The sequence below is a fragment of the Hymenobacter cavernae genome (assembly GCF_014641455.1).
Taxonomy (GTDB): Bacteria; Bacteroidota; Bacteroidia; order Cytophagales; family Hymenobacteraceae; genus Hymenobacter; species Hymenobacter cavernae.
Genome location: NZ_BMHT01000003.1, coordinates 523,421 through 547,294, shown reverse-complemented (window position 1 = coordinate 547,294; position 23,874 = coordinate 523,421). Strand labels below are relative to the sequence as shown.

Here is a 23,874-nt window from a genome sequence, read left to right as displayed (position 1 = left end):
TTTTGAGGGGGAGAGTAAGTAGGTAAAGGATTGCCAGCCAGCGTTATTCCAAATTTGCGTGGCGCTTCCAGAGTTCTGCGGCCGGGGTGCCGTCGAGGCCCCACAGTGTCTGGAAAATGGCGTCGAGGAGCAGCAGCACGCCCTGTTCGAACAAGCTGCCGGCGTATTGCTTCGAGATTTCGCCGCCGTGGTCCTGCTTCTGGGCAGCGGGCAGCACGACCACTTGCGTGGCCAGGTTTGCCAGCGGCGACGTGGTGGTTGTGGAGATGGCCACGACTTGGGCGCCCGCTGCTACGGCCTTTTCGGCCGCTTTCACGATGCTGCTGGTCGTGCCGGAGCCGGAGCCTGCGAGCAGCAAGTCGCCGGCCTTGATGGCGGGCGTGGTGGTTTCGCCGACGACAAACACCGTCAGACCCAGGTGCATCAGGCGCATGGCGGCGGCCTTCAGGGCTAGCCCCGTGCGGCCCGCACCGACAACAAAAATCCGCTCGGCGTGTTGAATAAGCGGGATGACGGCCACCACCGCCGCTAGGTCGAGCTTCTGGGCCAGCTGTTGATTTTCCTGAAGAATGACCTGCAGATTGTCTTGTAAGGCAAGGCGCAGCTTATCGGACGTTGGGGTGCTCATCAAGTAGGTGGGTTGCATAACCGGGCGAAAGAGCCTGGCAGAAAGACGGCATATCGGCGCGCCGCAAGGTGTTCCGACGAATGCGCTGCAAAGCTAAGTCAGCCCCAAAGGAGGCCTTTGCAGAATGATATCAATCGGTGGCACTATCCTATCAAACAAGCCCGGTCGGGTGGGGCCGACCTGTTTTTGCTCGTAATCCATCCTGTACTTGCCACCCCAATCCTCGCGGATTGCTTGTTGCCTACTTCCGTAATGACCGTAACTGATTTGCTTCCTCGCATCCCGCTCACCAAAGCGCAGGACCTCGCTACCCTGATTGATCATCGCCGGGTGCAAACCCTCGAAAAGTACGAGCTCAGCATCCTCGAAACGCACCTGCAAAGTGCCCAGGTGGAGCAGTCGTACAGCGACCTGGTGCTCACTAATATGCTGCGCGGCAAGAAGGTGATGCACCTCTTCAACCAGGAGGAGTTCAACTACCTGCCCGGCAACACAATGGTGGTGCCGCCCAACCTGAAAATGGTGATTGACTTCCCGGAGGCGTCCGATGAAAACCCGACCCAGTGCGTGGCTCTCGCCATTGACCGGCTCCAAATCATCGACACGGTGAATTATCTGAACGAGCACTATCCCAAAACCGAGGATGAGAAGTGGGCTTTCGGCTTCAATCAGCACTACTTCTATAACGACGAAGAGGTAACGGCGCTTATCTATAAGCTGGTCCGCATTGGGTTTGGTGGCGGGCAGAACAAAGACATCCTGGCCGATTTCACCGTTAAGGAGCTGCTGCTGCGCATTATGCAGGTGCAGAGTCTGCACGAGAAAGAAAGTAACGTGGCGGTGCTGGCAACCTCCAATCGGTTTGCGCACATCCTGCACTACATCAAAGAGAACATTGCCGAGAAGATCAGCGTCGACGACCTGAGCGCGAAGGTGTACATGAGCAAGCCCAACTTCTACCGGGCCTTCAAGCAGGAGTTTGGCCTGTCGCCCATCGACTACATCATCAAGGAGCGCATGCGCCTGGCGAAGAAGTGCCTGAAAAACCCGGCGCTCAGCATCACCGAAATCTGCTTTAAAGCGGGCTTCAACAACCTGAACTACTTCACCCGCATGTTCCGCCAGATGGAAGGCATGACCCCAACCGATTACCGGGTGTTGTGCGCGGTTAATTAACACGCGTCGAGGTAGGCGAACCTGGCCCCCCGCCAGACGACACCCAACCTAGGTGTTGCCCTGCGGAAGTCAGGTTGTTTTTACGGGCTGTTTTCTACCAATATGGCGCCGCGCGGGACCAGGCTCGGCTGCCCTATAACGTGCGTCAAGCAGGCAACCAACCTAGGTAGCGTAGGAAAGGTGGACGCACCAGGAAGCGGGGAAGTAGCATTTGTTCGAAGTAAATGCCTAACTAATAGCCGTTAAGCACGACTATTCTCACCCTGCATGGTTTTACTTGTCATTCTGCTGGCGGTGCTGGCGCTTATTGCCCTCATCAGCTGGGGGAAGGTGAATGCTTTTCTGGCGTTTCTGCTCATCACGTTGCCCGTCGGCTTTGCGCTCGGCCTGACCTCCACTCAGGTGCTGGAGGCCGTGCAGAAGGGGCTAGGTGATACGCTCGGCTCGGTGGCGCTGGTGGTGGTGCTGGGCGCTATGCTGGGCAAGCTGGTGGCGGAAAGCGGTGCCGCTCAGCAGATTGCCACCACCATGATTAATGCCTTCGGCACCAACAACATCCAGTGGACGCTGATGGTGACGGGCTTCATCATCGGCATTCCGCTGTTTTATAACGTGGGCTTCCTGCTCATCATGCCGCTGATCTTCTCGCTGGTGTACCGGTTTAAGCTGCCGGCCGTGTACATCGGCTTGCCCATGCTGGCGTCGTTGTCGGTGCTGCACGGGTTCCTGCCGCCGCACCCGGCGCCGACGGCCCTGGTGGTGCAGTTTCACGCCGATATGGGCCACACGTTTTTCTACGGTCTGCTGATTGCCATACCGGCCATCATCCTGGCCGGCCCGCTCTACACCCGCACCCTGAAAGGCATTGTGTCGAAGCCGTTGGCCAGTTTGGTCGCCGAGCCGCTGCCTGACAGTGCCCTGCCGGGCAAGCTCAATAGCTTCTTGTCGTCGCTGCTGCCGGTGCTGGTGCTGGTGGTAGTGCTAGGTCTGCAAGCAGTGCTGCCGCCGAAAGACCCCTTAGCGCCGACCCTGGCGTTTCTGGCCGATCCGGGTATGGTGATGCTGCTGTCGGTGCTGGTTGCCACATTCAGCCTCGGTACGGCGCTGGGCAAAACCCTGCCCGAGGTGATGGAAAACTACGCCGCAGCCGTGCGCGATGTGGCGCCTATTCTTCTCATTATCGGGGGCGCCGGGGCGCTGAAGGAGGTGCTGCTCGCCAGCGGCGCCAGTCAGGAAATTGCGGCGGGCCTGCGCGGCACGGGACTGCCGCCGCTGGTGCTCGGTTGGCTGATTGCCGGCATCATCCGCGTGTGCCTGGGGTCCGCCACCGTGGCCGGCCTCACCGCGGCGGGCGTGATGCTCCCCACCATGGCGCATTCCCCCGCCGACCCCAACCTGATGGTGCTGGCCATCGGGGCCGGCAGTCTGCTGTTCTCGCACTTCAACGACGGCGGGTTCTGGCTGTTCAAAGAATACTTCAACCTCTCGGTGCACGACACGCTGCGCTCGTGGTCGGCCATGGAGACCATCGTGTCGGTGGTGGGGCTGCTGGGCGTGCTGCTGCTCGATTGGGCGTTGCCGCTGATGGGCGCTAACCTAGGTCCGCATTAGCGGCGTGCGCAGCGGCTTCTTGGAAACGGGCATTGATTACTACCCTGACGTAGCGCCTCACTCCCCGGCCCCCTCTCCGAAAAGGAGAGGGGGAGCCAGACGCTAGACAATGAACAATTTGCAATGAGCAGGGAGCAATTGTTCATTGCAAATTGTCCATTGCTCATTGTCTCTCGGCTCCCCCTCTCTTTCCGGAGAGGGGATCGGGGGGTGAGGCGAACCGCCTGAACGATAAAGACCAACTCACCCCAAGCGTTAAACCGCGTGTTAATCAACCACCTGGCTTTATGAAAACTTCCGTATTCCTCCTGCTCGCCAGCAGCTTACTGCTAACCATGAGCTGCGCTACCGCTCCCAAAACGCCGCAGGCGGAGAAAGGCTACCAAGCTATTTTCGACGGTAAAACCCTGCGCGGTTGGGAGTACGACACCACCTACTGGCACGTGCGCGATGGGGTGATGGTGGGGGAGGTCACGCCGGCGACCATTCTCAAGCGCAACACCTTTATCATTTGGCGCGGCGGGCAGCCCCGCGACTTTGAGCTGCTGGTCGACTACCGGATTTCGGCCCTCGGCAACAGCGGCATCAACTACCGCAGCGAAGAGGTGCCCGATCTGCCCTATGCCCTGAAAGGCTACCAAGCCGACCTCGACGGCCGCAACCGCTACGCCGGGCAGAACTATGAGGAGCGGGGCCGCAAGTTCCTGGCCCTGCGTGGGCAGCGCGTGCGCCTCGTGGAAGGCCAGCCGCCGCAAGTGCTCGATAGCCTGGGCGGCGGCCGCGCGGCCCTTCAGCAGCACATCAAAGCCGGCGACTGGAACCAAGTGCACCTGGTGGTGAAAGGCAACCACATGCAGCACTACATCAACGACGTGCTCATGGCCGACGTGACCGACGATGACACCGCCAACCGCAAGATGAGCGGCTGGATCGGGGTGCAGGTACACGTAGGGCCGCCCATGAAAATCGAGTACAAGAACTTTAAAATCAAGATGCTGGATTGACCTAGGTTTTGGTCTAAGGCTAAGTAATATTGTAGAATAGGAACAAAGAACTCACATTGTAAAAAAAGTCTCATGAGCTCATTACATGTCGGGCATATAAAAGCCAAATTAGAAGAAGTTTATAAGGGTAAAATAGATATTTCTGACGCTAGAAGTGAAGAAGAAAAGGAGAATTTTCTTTTAACTAGATCTTTCGCTGCATATACTTTACAGACTCTTGCTTTGCTTGATCAAGACGAAGCTTCTGCATCAATCGTTGATGGATTTGGTGATAATGGTATCGATGCAGTATACTTCGATAGGAAGAACAAAGAATTGTGGCTCCTCCAGTCTAAATGGATTAAATCTGGTAAAGGAGAACCAGAAACAGGAGAAGTTTCTAAATTTTGTAATGGTATTCATGATTTAATAGAATTTAAAATAGATCGTTTTAACGATAAGGTAAAAAAGAAGCAAGCTGATATAGAAGATGCACTCAGCGATGCTGCTGTTAAAATAAGAATCGTGTTGACCTATACAGGACAAGAGAAGTTGTCTGAACAGAATATTCAAGTGATAAATGATTTGATGAGTGAATTAAATGATCCAACTGAATTAGCTATATTTACTAAATTTACTCTTAAAAATGCCCACAAAGCTTTGCTGGGAGTCTTAAGTGGTGCTCCTATTAATGCTGATATAATTTTATCCAATTGGGGTAAAGTAGATGATCCTTACAAATCAATATATGGAATAATAGACGGAACTACGTTAGCGCAATTATGGCATGAAAACAGAGGGCGACTCTTTGCTGATAATATTCGTGAATTTGTTGGATTCAGTGATGTAAACGAGAATATGAGAGATACAGCTTTAAAAGAACCTCAGCTATTTTACTATTATAATAATGGAGTGACTGCACTGTGTCAAAATTTTGCTAAGAAAGCAATAGGAGGAGCTGATAGAACTGTAGGTAATTTTGAAGTGCGAGATATTAAAATTGTAAATGGAGCACAAACTGTTGGGAGTATAGGACATGTATTTGAAAATGATCCAACAAAGGTTGAAAATATCAAGGTCTTTCTGAAGATTGTTTCACTAGACGGGTGCGCAGAAGATTTTGGAACAAATGTTACTAAGAAAACTAATACTCAGAACCGAGTAGATAAAAGAGATTTTGTTTCGTTAGATCCTGAACAAGAGAGGCTGAAAACAGAGTTTGCTTTAATAGGCATCACCTACCATTATAAAAGGTCAAACGAAACAACAAGAATTGATGCTCTCAACGCATATGTCGAGGAGCTTATAACAGCCTTAGCTTGCTTTAAAGATAATGTCGATTTGGCTGTTCAAGCGAAAAGGGAAGTCGGTAAGTTGTGGGATGATATTTATAAACCTCCTTATACTGATATTGTTAATAGCTCTTTAACGGCCTTAAAAGCTTGGAGGTGTATACGCATATTAAGAGAGGTTAATAAGTATCTTAAGAATAAAGAAAAGACTTCCAATGGCAGAGATAAGAGTAATTGCATACATTCAAATAGGTTTGTTGCACATATGGTGTTTAGATTAATTCCATCGGAAGTTATTCATAATCCGTCGTTTGATTTTGATGGTTTTGCTAGTCGTAAACTCGACTCGCTAATTGTAGATGTTGAAGCCAAGACAATGACTGCCATAAATAAGCTGTATAAGACTTCTTTAATACATCAAGTATATAGAAATTATACAAAGTGCCGTGCTATAAAAGATAATATGCTTAAATCATTAAAGACTGTTGTGGTTTAAACTATGTTCTTTTGAAAGCTTTTATGATAAATAATGGAATTCAACAAGTTAAGCACCCTTCTCATTTAAGTCGATTGTGAGGGTTATACTAGAGGAATGTGCGCGTGCAATGGATAGCACGATAAGAACAATTTCTCCCTGAGTTTTGCTTACTCAACTTTCCACGTCGCCTCCCGTTAGGAAGAGTTGATTTTACGCAGCAGCCATTTAAGCGTCAACCCATGGCGCAACACCTAACCCGCTGCACTCTCCGTTCTTTCAACCCTAGGTTTCCAATGAAGAAACTAGCCGGCAAAGTAGCCCTCGTAACCGGTTCAGATTCAGGCATCGGCCAAGCCACGGCAATTGAGCTTGCCAGGGAGGGGGCCGACGTGGTGATTGTGTACCACACCGATCAGGAAGGCGGCGAGCAAGCGCAGAAGATTCCGATGAAGCGCGCCGGCAAGCCCGAGGAAATTGCCAAGCTAGCCCTGTTCCTGGCCTCCCCCGATTCGGACTACGTATCCGGCTCCACCTACGTGATGGACGGCGCCTTTATGCGGCTGCTCGGGCAGGGAGCCTAGGTCTGGGTGAATCGGCAAGCCGCCGTCGGACGGGTTGTCGTTCTGGTGTCCCAGGGTTGAAACCCTGGGCTACGGCGCGGCTCTCGTGCTTTACCGCTGACTACTAGCCCAGGGTTTCAACCCTGGGATGATAGAACGGCTTGTTTGGACCGGCGGGTGGTGGCTGGGTCAGAGGAGGGTGGAGCAGCAGAGCAGCAGCACCAGATCCAGCAGCACGCCGTGGGCCACGAAGTAGTGCCGCAGAAACTTGAGCGCCTGCGTCATCTGGTTTTCCACGGTTTTGATGGAGATATTCAGCTCCTGGGCAATCCGGGCGTTGGAGAGACCTTGCTGCCGGCTCATGGCAAAAATCTGGCGGCGCTTGGCGGGTAGCTGAGCCAGAGCGTTGGTGTAGAGGTCGTTGAGCTGCTCCAGCTCCAGGCCGCTGCTTTGGGGTTCGTGCTCCACCATCAGGTCGTCGGGGCAATCTTCGTACACCCAGTAGTGGCGGCGGCGCACCTGGTTCAGGATGGCGTGGTAGGCCGAGGTATAGAGGTAGCCCTTGGCCGCCCCATCGCCGGCACCGACCTCGTGGCGCTTTTCCCAGAACTTCAGAAAGCAATCCTGCACAATCTCCTGCGCCTCCGCTCGTGAGCGTAAGTGATTGTAGGCCAATTGGTACAGGCCTGGGGCGTGTTGTCTGAACAGCATTTGAAACCACTGCTGCTCATCAGCCGACGTGACAGCACCCGCTTCTTCCGGTAAGTTCCTGGAAAGCTTCACTGGGAGAGAATACGTTGAGGAGAACCCAGAGTGCGCTGGAGGCTAAGCCGTCTTTCGGGAGGCAGCAAATAGGCAGCGCTTCACTAAGATAAGTTTAAAAAAGAAGCCGTACTCTCCTGCACTCTCATGAGTGGCAGTCGAGCTGGCGGCGAGGATAGATTGTGCTAACGAGGCGCCTCACCCCCCGGCCCCCTCTCCGAAAAGGAGAGGGGGAGCCGAGCGAGAATGTGCAATGGACAATGAGCAATTGATAATTGCTAACTGCTCATTGACGACTGGCTCCCCCTCTCCTTTTCGGAGAGGGGGCCGGGGGGTGAGGCGAACCGTCTGGTTTGCTGCGAAAAATATTTTTCGCCATCAGAATAGGGGTTGCTATCCGCTTAGGTGTCGTTTGTAATAGAGGGAAACACACCTAGCCATATGTCGACTCCGGTGGATTTTGAAGCGTATCTGCGGTACCTGCGGCGCGAATCGTCGCCCGCGGAAACCCGTGCCGTCCTGAGCTGGCTCGCGCAGCCCGCCAATGCCTTGTTGGCGCAGCACTGGATGGAGCAGTACGCGCAATTGCTGGAGCAGGAACAGGCACCCAGGCAGGACGCGCCGGATTTCGACAGCATGGAAAAGATGCTCCTGCGGAAGCTAGGTTTTGTAGAGGCTGTAAATCAAGCAGAAGTAACCCGGAGCCCGCTATGGCGGCGCTGGGCGGCGGCCGCGGCGGTACTGGTTGGCGTAGCGGCGGGCGGTGGTTGGTTCTGGCAAGCCGGGCACGAGCAGCCAACTCTTACCCAACTCTCGACGCCCTACGGCCAAACCCGCGTGGTGCAGCTCCCGGATGGCTCCACCGTCACGCTCAACAGTCACTCGACGCTGTGCTACGCTGCCAACCTAGGTCAGGCGGGTGTGCGGGAAGTGTGGCTCGATGGGGAAGCCTATTTCGCCGTTAAGCACCTGCCTAATCATCGGCGCTTTGTGGTGCGCACCACGGCCGGTTTCAAGGTAGAAGTGCTCGGCACGAAGTTCACCGTGTACCGGCGGCACCGGCAGGGGCGGGTGGTGCTGCTTTCGGGCAAAGTGAAGGTTGACTTCGCCGATAGCACCCGCAGCAACGACGTGGTGCTCCGGCCCGGCGAGCTGGTCGAAACCTGGGACACGCAACCTAGGCAAGTGGTGCACAAAGCGGTAAACGTAGCGCCCTACGCCGCCTGGAAAGACGACAAGCTCGTGTTCGACGGCACCTCCGTGGCCGAAGTAGCGACCCGCCTGAGCGACACCTACGGCGTGGCCGTTGTGGTCGAAAATCCGGCGCTGATGCAGCGCAAAATCACCGGCACGTTCCCCGTCGGCGACATGGAAGCGGTGCTTCAGCTCCTGGAGAAAAGCTTTCAGCTAACTGTACGGCGGCAGCCAAATCAAATTACGCTTTCTGATCATTCTACCCACCATTTCCTATGAAACGAGACCTTACCTGCTGTTCCAGAGGCAATTGGGCGCGCGCGGCTTCGCTGAGCGTGTGCGTCCTCTGCCTCCCTCCCTTAGCCTCGTCTGCGTCGGCGCAGCTCTTGGCCTCCACCCAACAAGTGGCGCGGCAACCCACCACCACCTCGCTCAAGCAGTTGCTGGCGCAGTGGGAAACCCAATACGGCGCCTCGATCGGCTACGACACCGATCTGATCGGCGACAAAGTAGTGGTGCCGCAGGAAGCCGACGGCAGCCTGGATGCCAAGCTCAAGGCGGTCTTGTCGCAGGTGGGCCTGCGCTTCGAGAAAACCCGCTCGAAGTATTACATCGTGCTGCCCGCCAAGTCTACGGGTGCTGTACCCGCAAACGTTTCCGCTGATGTACTTGCTACTGCAAACGTTTCTTTTAAGCGCGATTTTCCTGTGTCGGGCCGCATCACGCAGAGCAACGGCCAGCCGCTGCCGGGGGTAACGGTGGTGGTAAAAGGCACCACCATCGGTACCAGCACCGATGCTGAGGGACGGTTTACGCTGAACGTGCCGCCCGGTAGCACCTTGGTCATTAGCTCGGTAGGCTTTGTGCGGCAGGAAGTTTCGGTGACGGAAGCCAGCACCGCGCTGGCCATCCGGCTGGCCGAAGACACGCAGGCGCTGAAGGAAGTTGTGGTCGTAGGCTACGGCACCCAGAGCAAGCGCACCGTCACGACGGCTATTTCGAGCGTGAAAGGGGAGCAGGTAGCCAACCTGCCCGTCACGAACCCCACGCAGGCGCTGGTCGGGCAGGTGTCGGGGGTGCAGTTGCAGCAAACGAGCGGGGCGCCCGGCGACCCACCGAACATACGCATTCGGGGCGCGGGCTCTATCACCAGCGGCAACAGCCCGCTATACGTTATTGATGGTTATCCTACCAACGACGGAACGCTCTTCAACGCTATTTCGCCCCAGGATATTGAAAGTATTGATATTCTGAAGGACGCGGCCTCGGCGGCTATCTATGGGTCGCGGGCCGGCAACGGGGTTATCATCGTGACGACCAAGCGGGGGAAGTCGGGCAAAACGACATTTTCCTTTAATGCCACCGCCGGCGTCGAGACGGTGATGCACCGCTACGATCTGCTGAACGGGCAGGAGTTTGTGGATATGGCCAAAGAAGGTCTAGCTTACCAGAATCGCCCGATTCCGGCCTTCCTGAACCAGCCGGAGCGCTGGGCCAACACCGATTGGCAGGACGTAATTTTCCGCGCGGCACCCTTCCAAAACTACCAACTCAGCGCCACCGGCGGCAGCGACAAAGTGCGTTTTTCGGTGTCGGGCGGCTACATTGATCAGCAGGGTACGCTGAAAAACACCTTCCTGAAGCGCTATAACCTACGGGCTAGCCTCGACGCCGACCTGACCAGTAAAGTAAGGGTAGGGGTGAACCTGCAACCGTCTTACACTCAGCGGCGGGTGCAGCAAACCGCGGGCGGCAACACCTCCACCGGCGTCGATGGCATCTTGGCCGAGGCGCTGACGATGCCGCCGATTCTGCCGGTGTGGCGGCCCAACGGCGACTACTTCGTGATTACGCAGGACCCGGAGATGAAAACCATCTTCAACGATGAGCTGTCGAACCCGCTGGTGAAGCTCGATGCGAACAAGGACTTTTTCTACTCGTTCCGGCAGACGGGTAATGCATATTTAGAATACGAACCACTTGAAGGTCTTAAGCTTAGTTCGCGCATGAACGTGGGGCTGGTGTCGGAGCGCGAGGAGTGGTTTGTGGAGCCTTTTCTGGCCCGCGGCAACGGCAACACCGGCAACATCTCCACCCCGAACCTAGCCCAGATCCGGGCCCGCCGCAACAACACTACGAACCTCAACTGGTACTGGTCGAACACGGCTACCTACGATTTTTCCTTGCACCAAGACCACAACTTCACGGCCCTGCTAGGCTACGATGTATCGCGTCAGAACGACTTCTACGTGACCCTGGAGCCCCGCACCGACCGCGACAATCCGGTGGCGTTCGTGAACTCCAGCGTAAAAAACGTGCAGGGCGCCGTGCTGACTAAGGGAGAGTCGCAACGGCGCGAGTATGTGTTTGACGCCGTTTTTGGCCGCGTTAATTACAACTACAAAGGGCGCTACCTACTCTCCGGCTCGTTGCGCCGCGACCGGTCGAGCCGCTTCGGACCCACCAACCGCGCTGGGATATTCCCATCAGTATCAGCGGGCTGGAACGTGAGCGAGGAAAGCTTCCTGGCCGACAGCAAAACGGTTTCCATGCTGAAAATCAGGGGCAGCTACGGCGAAACCGGCAACGACCAGCTGCCCGGCTACTACCCCTGGATTGCCACCATGCAGCGCGAAGCCTACAACTTCGGCACCGCCGACGCGCAGGTGGTCGCCTTCAAGCCCAGCGGATTTTCCAACCTCGACCTAGGTTGGGAGAAGAACAAGCAGTTTGACGCCGGTCTGGACCTAGGTTTTCTGAAGGACCGCATCGGGCTGTCGGTGGATTTCTACAACCGCAACAGCAACATCATCCTGTCGGCCGACATTCCGAGCATTAATGGCAAAGCGGCTTCCGTGATTCAGAACGTGGGCAACGTGCGCAACCGCGGCCTGGAAGTCACCCTGAACACGCTCAACATCGACGGGAAGCTGAAGTGGAACACCAACTTCAACATCTCTTTCAACCGCAACCAGATCATGAGTCTGGCCAGCGGCCAAACGCAGCTCGCTAACCAGGGCGTGGTGCGCAACTACGTGGGCCGGCCCATGGGCGACTTTTACCTGTACATCGTGGAGGGTACTTTCAACAACCAGAATGACGTGGACACCTACCCGAAGCTAGGTTCGCAGGGCATCGGCGACTTGCGCTACCGCGACGTGAGCGGCCCCGGCGGCGTGCCTGACGGCCGCATCACCGCCGACGACCAGGTGCGGGCCGGCAACTACCAGCCCGACTTTGTGTACGGCTTCGGCAACACCTTTACCTACAGCAATTTCGATCTGAATATCCTGCTCGATGGTTCCCAGGGCGGCGAAATCTACCGCAGCCAGGAGCTGCCGCTGGCCCTGGGTCGGTGGCTCGAAAACGGCTCGAAGCAGTCGTTGGAGCGGTGGCGCTCGGAGTCGGACCCCGGCAATGGCAAGTTCCACCGGGCCGGCACCCTGAACCTCTCCTCCGACATTTCCTCCAGCACCCGCTACCTCTACGATGCTAGCTTTTTGCGCATCCGCAACATCACGCTCGGCTACACGCTGCCAGCGGTGCTCTCCGAGAAGATCCACGTGCAGCGCCTGCGCCTCTACGCCACGGGCCAAAACATCTACACCTTCACCAAAGCCGGGGGCTTCCGCAACCCGCAGGCCAACAGCGCCACGACCAACGGCGCCACCGACAACCCCACCAACAGCGGCGTGGATGGTGGCACCTACCCGATTTCGCGCAACATCTCTATGGGCTTAAACCTAACCTTCTAAGGCAATGAAAACGGCCAAATTCCTTTCCGCCCTCGCCCTTACCGTGAGCCTAGGTGCCTGCAAAGACGAGTACTTCGACCGGACGCCGCTGGACCAGCCCGCCGAGAGCACCTTCTACACCGACGAAACCAGCGTGCGGCAGGTGCTGAACGACGCGTATTTCACGCTGCGCGCTTCGTATGAGTTCAGGTTTGCCTTCGGCGACCTAGCTTCGGATGACGTGTACAACAGCAAGTTCAACAACTCGGCTAACCATATTACCATCAACGAATCCAATGTGGTGGCCGATAATGGGCTGGTGAATGACATGTGGAACCGCTCGTACGCCACCATTTCGCGCTGCAACCTGGTGCTCGATAACATCGGCAACATTCCGATGAACGACGACACCAAGCTGCGCTACATCAACGAAGCCAAGTTCTTACGGGCCTTGATGTACTTCAACTTGGTACGCATCTACGGCGACGTGCCTTTGGTGCTGAAGGACATCAAAACCAGCCAGGAAGCCTACGAGTATGGTCGCACGCCGGTGGCGCAAGTCTACGAGCAGATCATTGCCGACCTGAAAGATGCCGAGCAGCTGCCCGCCACCTACGCCCAAAACGCCGACATCGGTCGGGCTACGCGCGGCGCGGCGAAGGGCTTGTTGGCCAAGGTGTACCTCACGCTGAAGCGCTACAGCGATGCCAGTCCTAAGCTGCTGGAAGTCATCAACTCCGGTACCTACCGCCTACTCGACAACTACGCCGATGTGTTCGACGCCGCCCGGCCCAACAATGCCGAAGTCATCTTCGCAGTGCAGTATGCCCGTGGCTTCGACCCGGTGCAAGGCAACCCCTTCGTGCAGGGAGCCTTTGCCAACGAAGACATTGGTACCGGCGTGCTGCGGCGCGGCACCGGCACCTTCCTGATAACGGATGAGCTGTACAACCTGTTCGCGACCAACGACACGCGCAAGGCAACCATCACGCGCCTGACTGGCTCGCGCCGTGCCTACAACTTCACCACCAAGTACTTCGACAAAGGCATGACTTCGACCGTGGACTCGGGCAACGACTGGATTGAGCTGCGCTACGCCGACGTGCTGCTGATGTACGCCGAGGTGCAAAACGAGCTAGGTAACACCGCTGTGGCCTTCACCTACCTCCAGCAAGTGCGCACGCGCGCCGGCCTTACAACTCCTGAAACGCTGCGCGGCAACCAAGGCGCCATGCGCCTAGCCATCGAGCAGGAGCGCCGCCTCGAACTCTACAACGAAGGCCACCGCTGGTTTGATTTGCTGCGCACCGGCCGCCTGCTCACGGTGATGAACGCGCACTTCGCCAGTAACTTATCAAACGACGAAATCGGGAGCGGCAACTCGGTGCAGCCGTACGAACAGCTGTTCCCCGTTCCGCGCTACCAGGTGAACCTGAACCCAAATAAGATCACGCAGAACCCTGGGTATTAAGGTTCTGGTGGGCGCCTCACCCCCCGGCCCCCTCTCCGAAAAGGAGAGGGGGAGCCTTTACCGGGGCTGTTAGCTCTGGTTCGCGAAAAAGCTAGCCGCTAACAGCCAATAGCTACCAGCTCAATCGTCTGGCTCCCCCTCTCCATTTCGGAGAGGGGGCCGGGGAGTGAGGCGCCCCGTTAGCTCAAACAGGACAGATCAGGGAGGGTCGCTGCTACCTTTCTCCTACACTTACCACGCGCACCAAACTATTCCCACAACACAAAGCATATGGTTGTTTTTCGTCGCTGGCCTAAGCCGCAACTCTTGGTTTGCCTGGCTCTTACGGCGCTGCCGCTCACTACTTGGGCGCAGGATACCGGCGCTGCGCTGGAACAAGGTTTTAAAAATCCGCCCGAAGCCGCCTGGCCCCGTACCTGGTGGCACTGGACCAACAGCAACATCACCAAAGAGGGCATTACCAAGGACCTGGAGTGGATGAAACGCTCCGGCATTGCGGGCTTTCAACTCGCCGACGTGGGGGCTGGCAGTGGGCAAACGGTGAATGAAAAAATCGTGTTCGGTACGCCCGCCTGGCTCGATGCCGTGAAGCATACCGCCGCCGAAGCCGATAGGCTAGGTCTGGAAATGACCATGTTCACTTCGCCCGGTTGGAGCCTCACCGGCGCGCCCTGGGTGAAGCCCGAGCAGGCCATGAAGAAGCTGGTGTGGAGTGAGTTGCAAGTGGAAGGTGGCAAGACGTTTAAAGGCAAGCTACCGCAGCCACCTTCTGTCGAAGGGGCGATTCGCAACCTGGCTCGCAGCAAGAACAGCCCAGCTACCGGCTACTACGGCGAAACCGCCGTTATTGCCTTCCGCACGCCCACGGCCGAAGCCGACGAGACACGTCTACAGCCAACGGTGACGACCAACGCTGGTCCCATCGACGCCAAGGCGCTGCTGGACGATAATTTGAATACGTCGCTCACGGTGAGGCCCACGGAAAAGCGCGGCACGGCTTGGGTGCAATACAGCTTCAAGCAACCCACGAAGGTACAGGCGTTTACCGTGGCCGGCACCCGCGGCATCCCGTTCGGACGGCTGCAAGCTAGCTCCGATGGCAAGCAGTTTACCACGCTCACAGCGCTGCCGGGCAAGCAAGGCTACCGCGGCGGCACCGTCCGCACCTTTTCTATTCCGACCACCACTGCCCGCTACTACCGCCTGGAGCTAAGCGGCGCGCCGATGAAGCCCGCTGAAGTAATTTCGGAAGCCGCCGCTCAGCCTGATAGTAGCTATGCCCTCAACGAGTTTCAGCTGCACACGGGAGCTAGGGTGAACCGTTGGGAAGATAAAGCAGGCTTCAACTTTCTATTCGAATACGAATCAACGGCCACGCCACCGGTGGCCGCGCCTGCTACCATCAGCCCGACGAACGTGGTGGTGCTGACCTCGAAGATGCAGCCCGACGGCACACTTACCTGGCAGGTGCCGCCCGGCAAGTGGACGATCTTGCGCATGGGCTACTCGCTCACGGGTGCTAGAAACCGACCCGCCGTGCCCGCTGCCAATGGGCTCGAAGTCGACAAGCTCAGCCGCAAGCACACCGAAGCGTATATGCAAGGCTACACCGAGCCACTGCGGCAGGCCCTAGGTCCGCTTTACGGCAAAAGCCTACGCTACATGCTGATGGACAGCTGGGAAGCCGGCATCCAGAACTGGACCGACGAGATGCTGCCCGAGTTTCAGAAGCGCCGCGGCTACGACCTCACGCCGTACTTGCCAGTGCTGGCCGGCAGGGTGGTGGGCAGCGCCGAAATCAGCGACCGGGTGCTGTGGGATTTCCGCCGCACCCTCGTGGATATGTTCGCCGAGAACCACTACGGCACCGTCACCGATTATCTGCACAAGCAAGGCATTCAGACGTATGGGGAAGCGGGCGGCGTGTCATTGGAGACGATTGAAGATGCACTCTTATATAAGAAGTACGTCGACATCCCGATGGGCGAGTTTTGGGTGAAGGACCTGCACCCGTCGAGCATGTACTACGAGGACGTGCGGGGCGCGGCCTCGTCGGGGCACGTGTACGGCAAGAACTTGATTGCGGCGGAGTCCTTTACGGGCGGCAACTACGAGTCGCCGTACACACTGAAGAAGATCAGCGACTATTGGTTTACGCAGGGAATCAACCGCTTGGTATTCCACACCTCCGCCCACCAGCCCCTCGACACCAAGCCCGGCAACACCATGGTGGGCACTCACCTGAACCGCAACATCACCTGGGCCGAGCAATCCAAGCCGCTGATGACCTACCTGGCCCGCAACACCCATATGTTGCAGCAGGGCCAGTACGTGGCCGATGTGGCCTACCTGCTCAACGAAGGCGCGCCGTCGACGATGCCGTTCTGGGGTGCGGGTTTGCAGCCGGCTCTGCCCGAAGGCTACGCCTTCGACTACATCAACGCTGACGCGCTGATTACCCGCATGTCGGTGAACGACAAGGGCCGCCTCGTACTGCCTGACGGCATGAGCTACGGCGTGCTGGTGCTACCCGAAATCGGAGAAATGACTTTGCCCGTGCTGCGCAAAGTGCGCGAGCTAGCACAGGGCGGTGCTACCATTGTAGGCCCGAAGCCGGTGAAAGCGCCCGGCCTAACGGCTTATCCTAGCTCCGATCCGGAGTTGCAAGCAATTGCCAGCGAGGTGTGGGGCGACTTGGACGGCCGCAGCCGCACGAAGTGCCGCTACGGCAAAGGTCAGATTGTGTGGGGTTTGCCGCTGGCGCAAGTGATGTCCCTGGCGGGCCTCACGCCCGACGTGACGTGCAGCCGGCCCCTAGGTAGCGAAGTGCCCTGGATTCACCGCCGCGTGGGCGACGCTGATGTGTACTACGTAGTCAACCGCTCCGACAGCACCCAGGACCTGAAAGCGCAGTTTCGGGTGAGCGGCAAGGACGTGGCGCTGTGGCATCCGGCTACTGGCCAGACGGAGCCAGCCGGCTACACTATCAGCGGCGGACAAACCACGGTGCCGCTCCATTTGAAGGAGCGCGAAACGGTGTTCGTGGTGTTCAATCATGCTACGTCCGCTACGGCCCGCGCGGCAACGCCGGTGCCGACTGAGTCTACGCTGCTCACGGTGGCGGGCCCTTGGCGGGTGACGTTTGCTCCTAAGCTAGGTGCCCCGGCCGAAGCAACGTTCCCGCAGCTAGCTTCCTGGACCGATAACGCGGATGCCGGAATCAAGTATTTCTCCGGTACCGCGACGTATCACAAAACCCTGGAAGCCAGCAAAAAGTGGTTTCACACGGGCCGAAAAATCATGCTCGACCTAGGTAGCGTGGGCGACATAGCGGAGGTGACGGTGAACGGGCAGAAAGTAGACCTGCTCTGGCAAGCGCCCTTTCAGGCCGATGTAACTAACTTGCTCAAGCCAGGCAAAAATCAGGTCGAAATCCAGGTAACGAATGAATGGACCAACCGCCTGATCGGCGACAAGCTGGCCGGGCCCGACAAGAAAGTGCTCGATTCGTACACGGCGCCTTTCGGTGGGCAATATCAGCTGGGCCGCTCCGGGCTGCTGGGGCCGGTGCGGATTATGGCCGTTGAGAAAGTAGATGCCCCTGGCGGAAAAAATCCATCCTTAACCATGCAAACCAAATGAAGTCAGCTTTCTTCTTCGGTACCCTAGGTTGTGCTGCTTTCAGCTTGTTGCCCACTGTGTTACTGGCCCAGGCGCAGCCACCGCCTACGCCGCAAGCGCCCGCAGCGAATAAACCGGCGCGGGTGATAGCCGGCATTCCGGTGAACTACAGCGAAGATTCGGTTGGCACCTACACCTTGCCCGATCCGCTGGTGCTTGCCAGTGGCAAAAAGGTGACCGATGCCGCCACCTGGACCAAGCAGCGCCGCCCGGAAATCCGGACGTGGTTTGAGAAGAACGTGTACGGCCGCGCCCCCGGCAAACCCCCAAAGCTGCGCTTCGAGGTGTTCGACAAAGGCACGCCCGCGCTCAACGGCAAAGCCACCCGCAAGCAGGTAACCGTCTATTTCTCTGAGCGCAACGACGGGCCGAAGATGGACTTGCTGGTGTATCTGCCAGCCAACACTACCAAGCCCGTGCCGCTGCTGCTCAACATCAACTTCATGCCGAATTCCATGCTGATCAACGACCCTGGCGTGCGGCAGGGTCAATATTGGAACAAGGACAAGCAGAAAGTGCCCGCGCCGGCCTACAACCCCAATGGCTTTATGAAGCTCACGGTGGAGCCGTTTCTGGACAAAGGCATTGGGGTGGCGTCGGTGTACTACGGCGACATCGAGCCCGACTTCGATGGGGGTGTGAAGTACGGCGTGCGCAGCCTTTACCTGAAAGCCGGCCAGGAGAAATTCGGGCCCGACGAGTGGGGCGCCGTGGCGGCGTGGAGCTGGGGCCTGAGCCGCGCCCTCGATTATTTTGAAACCGATAAATCCGTGGACAGCAAGCGGGTAGCGTTGCTGGGGGCCTCGCGGCTGGGCAAAACCGTGCTCTGGACCGGCGCCAATGACCCTCGGTTTGCCCTCACGATTGCTAGCGTTTCGGGCGAAGGCGGCGCGGCCCTAGCCCGGCGCAACTACGGAGAAACCATTGCGCACCTGGTAGCACCTACCCGGTACCCATATCAGTTTTGCGAGAACTACCAGAAGCTCGCCAACCGCATCGACGCGCCCATGGATTCGCACATGCTGGTGGCTTTGGTGGCGCCGCGCCCCTTGCTGCTGCAAACCGGCAACACCGACTACTGGAGCGACCCGAAAGGCGAGTTTCTGTCGGCGGTAGCCGCTACGCCCGTCTATAATTTGCTAGGCCAAAAAGGAGTGCCTGCCGTACCGATGCCTGCACCTAGTCAACTAGTTGGGCAAACGCTGAGCTACTACATGCACGACGGTGGCCACGGCATCATCCCCTCTGATTACAACGTGTTTGCCGAGTTCATGCGCGCTCATTTGCTACAAAGCAAGTAGCTTGTTTCAGCAAAAGCTAGGTAGTAACGCGTAAAATAAAACAGCCGAGTCACGGGGAAAGTGGCTCGGCTATTTTCGTAAATACTATAGTTTCGTTACGCGCTTTGCAGCGCATCTAAGCCTGCCTGCGCCACCGTATGGTCATTCTCCACCGTGTCGCCCGATACGCCGATAGCACCGACTATTTTGCCGCTACCGTCTTTAAGCGGTAAGCCGCCGGGGAAGGTAATCAGCCCACCATTAGAGTGCTCGATGTTGTAGAGCGAACCACCGGGCTGCGAGGCTTGCCCTAGGTTGCCGGTGGGCATATCAAAGAAACGGGCGGTGCGCGCCTTGCGAATGGCAATATCAATGGAGCCGAGCCAGGCATCATCCATGCGGGAGAAGGCTGTGAGGTTGGCCCCGGCATCAACGATGGCGATGTTCATTTTTACCCCTAGCTCACGGGATTTTTGCTGAGCGGCCTTAATGGCTTGTTCGGCCTGTTCTAGTGTGATACTCATTGGAATAGAGGTGTTTAGGTTAAGGAGAATTGTTGTAAATATATCTAAAAAACAGAACGTCATGCTGAGCCCCGCTCAGCATGACGTTCCAACTTTCACAATCAAATCTTTAACCGGCCTTCTGTTCCAGGGCTTGCAAAAGTTCATCCGCAGCTTTCTCGATATCGGTGTAGCCTTGCTGGGCGGCGCGCTCTTTAGCCGCAATCAGCCCGTCGCGGTGCACAGTTTTGAAGTCGCCGTAGGGAAACTTGTAGCGGCCTTTAGTGTCTTCGCCCTTGCTACTGTCGAGGCCTAGGTGCCAGTTGCCGTACTCCTCAATTTCGTGTTTTTCAAGAAACTTGTTTTCGTCGTCAGAATCGGGGTTGTGCTCGCCCCACTGGCCTTCGTCGTTTTTGATCTTGCCTTCAGTAATTAGCCGCTGGGCGAATTTTACGGCTTGCGGATTTAGTTGGGTGCTCATGAGGGGAGAAGTTTGGTGAGGTGGAATAGGGTAGGCTAGGTGTCTTTCTGCTGCTTACGCTTGAGTTGTTATTCGGTTAAGTTCAATCGGCTGTCATTCCGAGCAACGCGAGGAATCTGAGTTACCAACCTAGGTCTTGACTCAGATTCCTCGCGTTGCTCGGAATGACAGGCGCCTATACAAACTGGTGTCCGCCGCGCTGACCCGTTTGCCGGGCGTCTAGGTCGCGGTTCAGCTGGAATGCGGCGCTGATTAAAGCTAGGTGCGTGAAGGCCTGCGGGTAGTTGCCGATCTGCTCGCCCTGCGGGCCAATCTGCTCGGAGTAAAGGCCTAAGGGGCTGGCAAAACCGAGTAGCTTTTCAAACAGTAACCTAGCTTTATCCAGCTCGCCACCCCGCGAGAGGTTTTCAATGTACCAAAACGAGCACATCGTGAACGTGCCTTCCTCGCCCGTGAGGCCGTCGGTGGCCCCGCCGTTGGAGTGGTAGCGAAACATCAGGGAATCAAGCAGTAGCTCTTTCTCAACGGCCCGCATGGTAGACTGCCAGCGCGGCTCGACGGGGCTAAACATGCGGATAAGCGGGAGCAAGAGCACACTGGCATCAATTACCTGGCTGCCTTTGTACTGCACAAAGGCCTGCTTTTCCTCGCTCCAGTAGTTGTCGTACACCTCCTTGTAAATGTCGTCGCGCACGCGGTGCCACTCGGCCAGCGGCGCCGGGAACGACCGGTCGCGGGCAATACTGATGGCGCGGTCCAGGGCAACCCAGCACATGACTTTGCCCGATAAGAACAGGCGTTCTTCGTCGCGCACTTCCCAGATGCTGTGGTCGGGGCGCTGCCAGTTTTCGGCTACGAAATTCACGAGCCGCGTGATGTGCTGCCAGAACGCGTAGGTGATACGGCCGCCGTACTTATTATAAAGAAAGATGGTGTCGAGCAGCTCCCCGTAGATATCGAGCTGAAACTGCTGCGCGGCGCCGTTGCCAATGCGCACGGGCCGTGAGTCGCGGTAGCCGCTGAGGTGGCCTAGCTCCAGCTCGGGCAGGTCGGAGCTGCCGTCGACGGCGTACATCAGCTGCAAGTCGCCGGCATCGGTGAGCTGCTCGCAACGCTCCATAATCCAGCGCAGAAAGTCCTTGGACTCGCGCGTAAAGCCCAGCCGCAGAAAGGCATACATGGTAAACGCCGCATCCCGGACCCAGGTGTAGCGGTAGTCCCAGTTCCGATTGCCGCCAATGCACTCGGGCAAACTAAACGTAGCAGCGGCGACCGTAGAGCCGTGTTCGAGCGAGGTGAGCAGCTTCAGCGTGATAGCCGAGCGCAGCACTGTCTCGCGCCAGCGGCCCGTATAGGTGCTGCTTTCCACCCACTCGCGCCAGAAGCTGAGCGTGTCCTGAAAAGCCACCTCCGTGTAGTGAGCTAGGTCGCGGGCTGTAAAGCTAGGGTCATCCACTGGCGTAGCTTCAATAACGAAGCTCACGGTATCGCCCGCCTCCAGCTGCCAGCTGCCGGTAGCATCGCCTGCGTTAGTAGTATCAAACGGCCGATTACCCAGCAAGCGAAACTGAAAGCCATCAGGGCCGTCGCTGCGGAATAGCAAGCTGCCATCTTCCTGTGGTTGAATGGTATGCTGCGTGCGGGCATAGTCGAAACGGGGGGCGCACCGCATTTTAAACTCCATGGTGCCCTTCACAATGTGCAGGCTGCGCACCACGGCGCAATTCTGCTCGTTGCGCTTTACCGGCATAAAGTCGGTAAGCTCGGCAATGCCGTTATCAGTGAAAAAGCGCGTAAGCAGCACCCCCGTGTCAGGTAGGTAGAGCTGCTTGCTGCGTACCTCATCGCCGACCGGCTGGAGGCTCCACGAACCGCCTTTTTCCAGATCCAGCAACGCCGCGAAAATGGTAGGTGAGTCGAAGCCGGTGAAGGGGAGGTAATCCAGTGAACCAGCCTTGGAGACGAGTGCCACCGTGTGCAGATTGCCAATCAGGCCGTAGTCTTCCAGCGGAGTAGCTTGCTTCATAGCGAAAGTCAGTTTGAAAACCTTAACGTAGAAAGCGGCCGCGCTGCCGAGCTATGCGGGAGAATTTCCTTGGATATGTAGCGCAGACTTTGTAGTCCGCGCATCGGAGTAGGCAACTGTAGACTACAAAGTCCGCGCTACATCACCTTATCAACCTAGCTTTTCCCGGCCGATTTGATTACCTTCGCAGTTGGAAAAAACCGCCTCTAGTGAAGAACATCCGTAATTTCTGCATCATTGCTCACATCGACCACGGCAAGAGCACCCTGGCCGACCGCCTGCTGGAATTCACCCAGACCGTGGCGAAGCGCGATATGCAAGCTCAGCTGCTCGATAACATGGATCTGGAGCGGGAGCGGGGCATCACCATCAAGAGCCACGCCATTCAGATGCAGTATCAGTATAAGGGCGAGCAGTACACGCTCAACCTGATTGATACGCCCGGTCACGTCGACTTTAGCTACGAAGTAAGCCGCAGCATCGCCGCCTGCGAAGGCGCTCTACTTATCGTGGATTCATCGCAAGGTATTGAGGCTCAGACCATTTCGAACCTGTACCTAGCTATCGGCTCCGACCTGACCATTATCCCGGTCCTGAATAAAATCGACCTGCCGCATTCCATGCCGGAGGAGGTGTCCGACGAAATCGTGGACCTTATCGGCTGTGATCGGGACGAAATCATCCACGCTTCCGGCAAAGCGGGCATTGGCATTGAGAACATTCTAAATGCCATCTGCGACCGGATTCCGGCCCCCAAAGGCGACCCGAACGCGCCCCTACAAGCCCTCATCTTCGACTCCGTCTTCAACTCGTACCGCGGCATCGAGGTTCTGTTCCGCATCAAGAACGGCACCATGCGCAAGGGCGACAAGCTCCGCTTCATGGCGACGGGCAAGGAATACGGCGCCGACGAAATCGGTATCCTAGGTCTGAACCAGGAGCCCCGCCCCGAAATGTCGGCCGGCAACGTGGGCTATCTGATTTCGGGCATCAAGGAAGCCCGCGAGGTAAAGGTGGGTGATACGATTACCAACGTCTTGAACCCGACCAAAGAAGCCATTCACGGCTTCGAGGACGTGAAGCCGATGGTGTTTGCCGGTATCTACCCCGTCGAAACCAGCGAGTATGAGGAGTTGCGTGGCGCCATGGAAAAGCTCCAGCTCAACGACGCCGCCCTGGTGTGGGAGCCGGAAACGTCGGCGGCCCTAGGTTTTGGTTTCCGTTGCGGCTTCCTCGGCATGCTGCACATGGAAATCGTGCAGGAGCGCTTGGAGCGGGAGTTCAACATGACGGTGATTACCACGGTGCCGTCGGTGCAGTTCCATGCCGTTGGCACCAAAGACCAGCTCATGATTGTGAACGCGCCGTCGGAAATGCCGGAGCCGAACAACATGAAGTACATCGAGGAGCCGTTCATCAAAGCCCAGATCATCACGGCTTCGGAGTACGTGGGCGCCATCATCACGCTGTGCATGGACAAGCGCGGCATCATCAAAGGCCAGAGCTACCTGACTTCTGAGCGGGTGGAGCTGAACTTCGAGCTGCCCCTGTCGGAAATCGTGTTTGACTTCTTTGATAAGCTCAAGACCATCAGCCGCGGCTACGCCTCACTCGACTACGAGCTGATCGGCTTCCGTCAGTCGGACATGGTGAAGCTCGATATCATGCTCAACGGCGAGAAGGTCGATGCGCTGTCGGCCATCGTGCACCGCTCCAAGAGCTACGACTGGGGCCGCCGCCTCTGCGAAAAGCTCCGCGAGTTGCTGCCCCGCCAGATGTTCGAAATCGCCATTCAAGCGAGTATTGGACAGAAGATTATCGCCCGCGAAACTGTGAAGGCCCTACGCAAGAACGTAATTGCCAAGTGCTACGGCGGCGATATTTCTCGGAAGCGCAAACTGCTTGAAAAGCAGAAAGAAGGCAAGAAGCGGATGCGCCAGGTGGGCTCCGTAGAAATCCCTCAAGAAGCCTTCCTGGCCGTACTAAAAATCGATTAATCCAAAACGCGCCCTAG

16 protein-coding genes are annotated in these 23,874 nt (G+C 57.1%); 11 read left to right on the top strand and 5 right to left on the bottom strand.

Features of this window, described 5'->3' with window-relative positions:
• Positions 1-43: 43 nt before the first annotated feature.
• Positions 44-646, bottom strand: coding sequence for a 6-phospho-3-hexuloisomerase (hxlB, locus tag IEX74_RS10540; RefSeq protein ID WP_229755197.1), 603 nt, complete (start codon positions 644-646; stop codon positions 44-46).
• 234 nt (positions 647-880) lie between these two features.
• On the opposite strand from hxlB, the gene IEX74_RS10535 reads away from it, so the two are divergent.
• The 5 genes from IEX74_RS10535 to IEX74_RS23445 all read left to right on the top strand — a co-directional run bounded on the left by IEX74_RS10535 (position 881) and on the right by IEX74_RS23445 (position 6,749).
• Positions 881-1,804, top strand: a complete 924-nt coding sequence (locus tag IEX74_RS10535; RefSeq protein WP_188813830.1) for an AraC family transcriptional regulator — start codon at positions 881-883, stop codon at positions 1,802-1,804.
• A 267-nt stretch (positions 1,805-2,071) separates the two neighbouring features.
• A complete protein-coding gene (locus tag IEX74_RS10530; RefSeq protein WP_188813828.1) occupies positions 2,072-3,415 on the top strand; it encodes a gluconate:H+ symporter in 1,344 nt (447 codons plus the stop codon).
• A 287-nt stretch (positions 3,416-3,702) separates the two neighbouring features.
• Positions 3,703-4,419, top strand: a complete 717-nt coding sequence (locus tag IEX74_RS10525; RefSeq protein WP_188813825.1) for a 3-keto-disaccharide hydrolase — start codon at positions 3,703-3,705, stop codon at positions 4,417-4,419.
• Positions 4,420-4,491: 72 nt separating this feature from the next.
• On the top strand, positions 4,492-6,186 hold the full coding sequence (locus IEX74_RS10520; RefSeq protein ID WP_188813823.1) for an AIPR family protein: 1,695 nt from the start codon (positions 4,492-4,494) through the stop codon (positions 6,184-6,186).
• Between the two features lie 275 nt (positions 6,187-6,461).
• Positions 6,462-6,749 (top strand): SDR family oxidoreductase, encoded by a 288-nt coding sequence (locus IEX74_RS23445; RefSeq protein WP_188813821.1) that lies wholly within the window; start codon positions 6,462-6,464, stop codon positions 6,747-6,749.
• A 168-nt stretch (positions 6,750-6,917) separates the two neighbouring features.
• Here IEX74_RS23445 and IEX74_RS10510 read toward each other — a convergent pair whose 3' ends face one another.
• Positions 6,918-7,511, bottom strand: coding sequence for an RNA polymerase sigma-70 factor (locus IEX74_RS10510; RefSeq protein ID WP_188813819.1), 594 nt, complete (start codon positions 7,509-7,511; stop codon positions 6,918-6,920).
• A 420-nt stretch (positions 7,512-7,931) separates the two neighbouring features.
• Here IEX74_RS10510 and IEX74_RS10505 point away from each other — a divergent pair, with 420 nt between their 5' ends.
• The 5 genes from IEX74_RS10505 (at position 7,932) to IEX74_RS10485 (ending at position 18,871) form a co-directional block, all read left to right on the top strand.
• A complete protein-coding gene (locus tag IEX74_RS10505; RefSeq protein WP_188813817.1) occupies positions 7,932-8,963 on the top strand; it encodes a FecR family protein in 1,032 nt (343 codons plus the stop codon).
• Positions 8,960-12,439 (top strand): SusC/RagA family TonB-linked outer membrane protein, encoded by a 3,480-nt coding sequence (locus IEX74_RS10500; protein ID WP_188813815.1) that lies wholly within the window; start codon positions 8,960-8,962, stop codon positions 12,437-12,439. The genes IEX74_RS10505 and IEX74_RS10500 overlap by 4 nt, the downstream gene beginning before the upstream one ends.
• A 4-nt stretch (positions 12,440-12,443) precedes the next feature.
• Positions 12,444-13,889, top strand: coding sequence for a RagB/SusD family nutrient uptake outer membrane protein (locus IEX74_RS10495; protein WP_188813812.1), 1,446 nt, complete (start codon positions 12,444-12,446; stop codon positions 13,887-13,889).
• 270 nt (positions 13,890-14,159) lie between these two features.
• Positions 14,160-17,531: a glycosyl hydrolase gene (locus tag IEX74_RS10490; protein WP_188813810.1), complete on the top strand. Its 3,372-nt coding sequence runs from the start codon at positions 14,160-14,162 to the stop codon at positions 17,529-17,531.
• Positions 17,528-18,871, top strand: a complete 1,344-nt coding sequence (locus IEX74_RS10485) for an alpha/beta hydrolase family protein (protein ID WP_188813808.1) — start codon at positions 17,528-17,530, stop codon at positions 18,869-18,871. Before IEX74_RS10490 ends, IEX74_RS10485 begins: the two co-directional genes overlap by 4 nt.
• Before the next feature lie 95 nt (positions 18,872-18,966).
• Here the strand turns inward: IEX74_RS10485 and IEX74_RS10480 are convergent, their stop codons facing one another.
• From IEX74_RS10480 to IEX74_RS10470, 3 genes are all read right to left on the bottom strand, one after another.
• Positions 18,967-19,374: a GlcG/HbpS family heme-binding protein gene (locus IEX74_RS10480; RefSeq protein ID WP_188813805.1), complete on the bottom strand. Its 408-nt coding sequence runs from the start codon at positions 19,372-19,374 to the stop codon at positions 18,967-18,969.
• A 109-nt stretch (positions 19,375-19,483) separates the two neighbouring features.
• A complete protein-coding gene (locus tag IEX74_RS10475; protein ID WP_188813803.1) occupies positions 19,484-19,834 on the bottom strand; it encodes a hypothetical protein in 351 nt (116 codons plus the stop codon).
• A gap of 175 nt (positions 19,835-20,009) precedes the next feature.
• Entirely contained in the window at positions 20,010-21,860 is a 1,851-nt protein-coding gene (locus IEX74_RS10470) for a glycoside hydrolase family 15 protein (protein ID WP_188813801.1), read from the bottom strand.
• Between the two features lie 209 nt (positions 21,861-22,069).
• On the opposite strand from IEX74_RS10470, the gene lepA reads away from it, so the two are divergent.
• Positions 22,070-23,857 (top strand): translation elongation factor 4, encoded by a 1,788-nt coding sequence (gene lepA, locus IEX74_RS10465; protein ID WP_188813799.1) that lies wholly within the window; start codon positions 22,070-22,072, stop codon positions 23,855-23,857.
• Positions 23,858-23,874: the final 17 nt, after the last annotated feature.

Bases quoted from the DNA above. Each gene is read 5' to 3' on its own strand.
- IEX74_RS10490 (WP_188813810.1), top strand. From the start codon at position 14,160: ATGGTTGTTTTTCGTCGCTGGCCTAAGCCGCAACTCTTGGTTTGCCTG.
- IEX74_RS10480 (WP_188813805.1), bottom strand. From the start codon at position 19,374: ATGAGTATCACACTAGAACAGGCCGAACAAGCCATTAAGGCCGCTCAG.
- IEX74_RS10520 (WP_188813823.1), top strand. From the start codon at position 4,492: ATGAGCTCATTACATGTCGGGCATATAAAAGCCAAATTAGAAGAAGTT.
- IEX74_RS10470 (WP_188813801.1), bottom strand. From the start codon at position 21,860: ATGAAGCAAGCTACTCCGCTGGAAGACTACGGCCTGATTGGCAATCTG.
- hxlB (WP_229755197.1), bottom strand. From the start codon at position 646: ATGCAACCCACCTACTTGATGAGCACCCCAACGTCCGATAAGCTGCGC.
- IEX74_RS10505 (WP_188813817.1), top strand. From the start codon at position 7,932: ATGTCGACTCCGGTGGATTTTGAAGCGTATCTGCGGTACCTGCGGCGC.
- IEX74_RS10495 (WP_188813812.1), top strand. From the start codon at position 12,444: ATGAAAACGGCCAAATTCCTTTCCGCCCTCGCCCTTACCGTGAGCCTA.
- IEX74_RS23445 (WP_188813821.1), top strand. From the start codon at position 6,462: ATGAAGAAACTAGCCGGCAAAGTAGCCCTCGTAACCGGTTCAGATTCA.
- IEX74_RS10535 (WP_188813830.1), top strand. From the start codon at position 881: ATGACCGTAACTGATTTGCTTCCTCGCATCCCGCTCACCAAAGCGCAG.
- IEX74_RS10475 (WP_188813803.1), bottom strand. From the start codon at position 19,834: ATGAGCACCCAACTAAATCCGCAAGCCGTAAAATTCGCCCAGCGGCTA.
- IEX74_RS10485 (WP_188813808.1), top strand. From the start codon at position 17,528: ATGAAGTCAGCTTTCTTCTTCGGTACCCTAGGTTGTGCTGCTTTCAGC.
- IEX74_RS10530 (WP_188813828.1), top strand. From the start codon at position 2,072: ATGGTTTTACTTGTCATTCTGCTGGCGGTGCTGGCGCTTATTGCCCTC.
- IEX74_RS10500 (WP_188813815.1), top strand. From the start codon at position 8,960: ATGAAACGAGACCTTACCTGCTGTTCCAGAGGCAATTGGGCGCGCGCG.
- IEX74_RS10525 (WP_188813825.1), top strand. From the start codon at position 3,703: ATGAAAACTTCCGTATTCCTCCTGCTCGCCAGCAGCTTACTGCTAACC.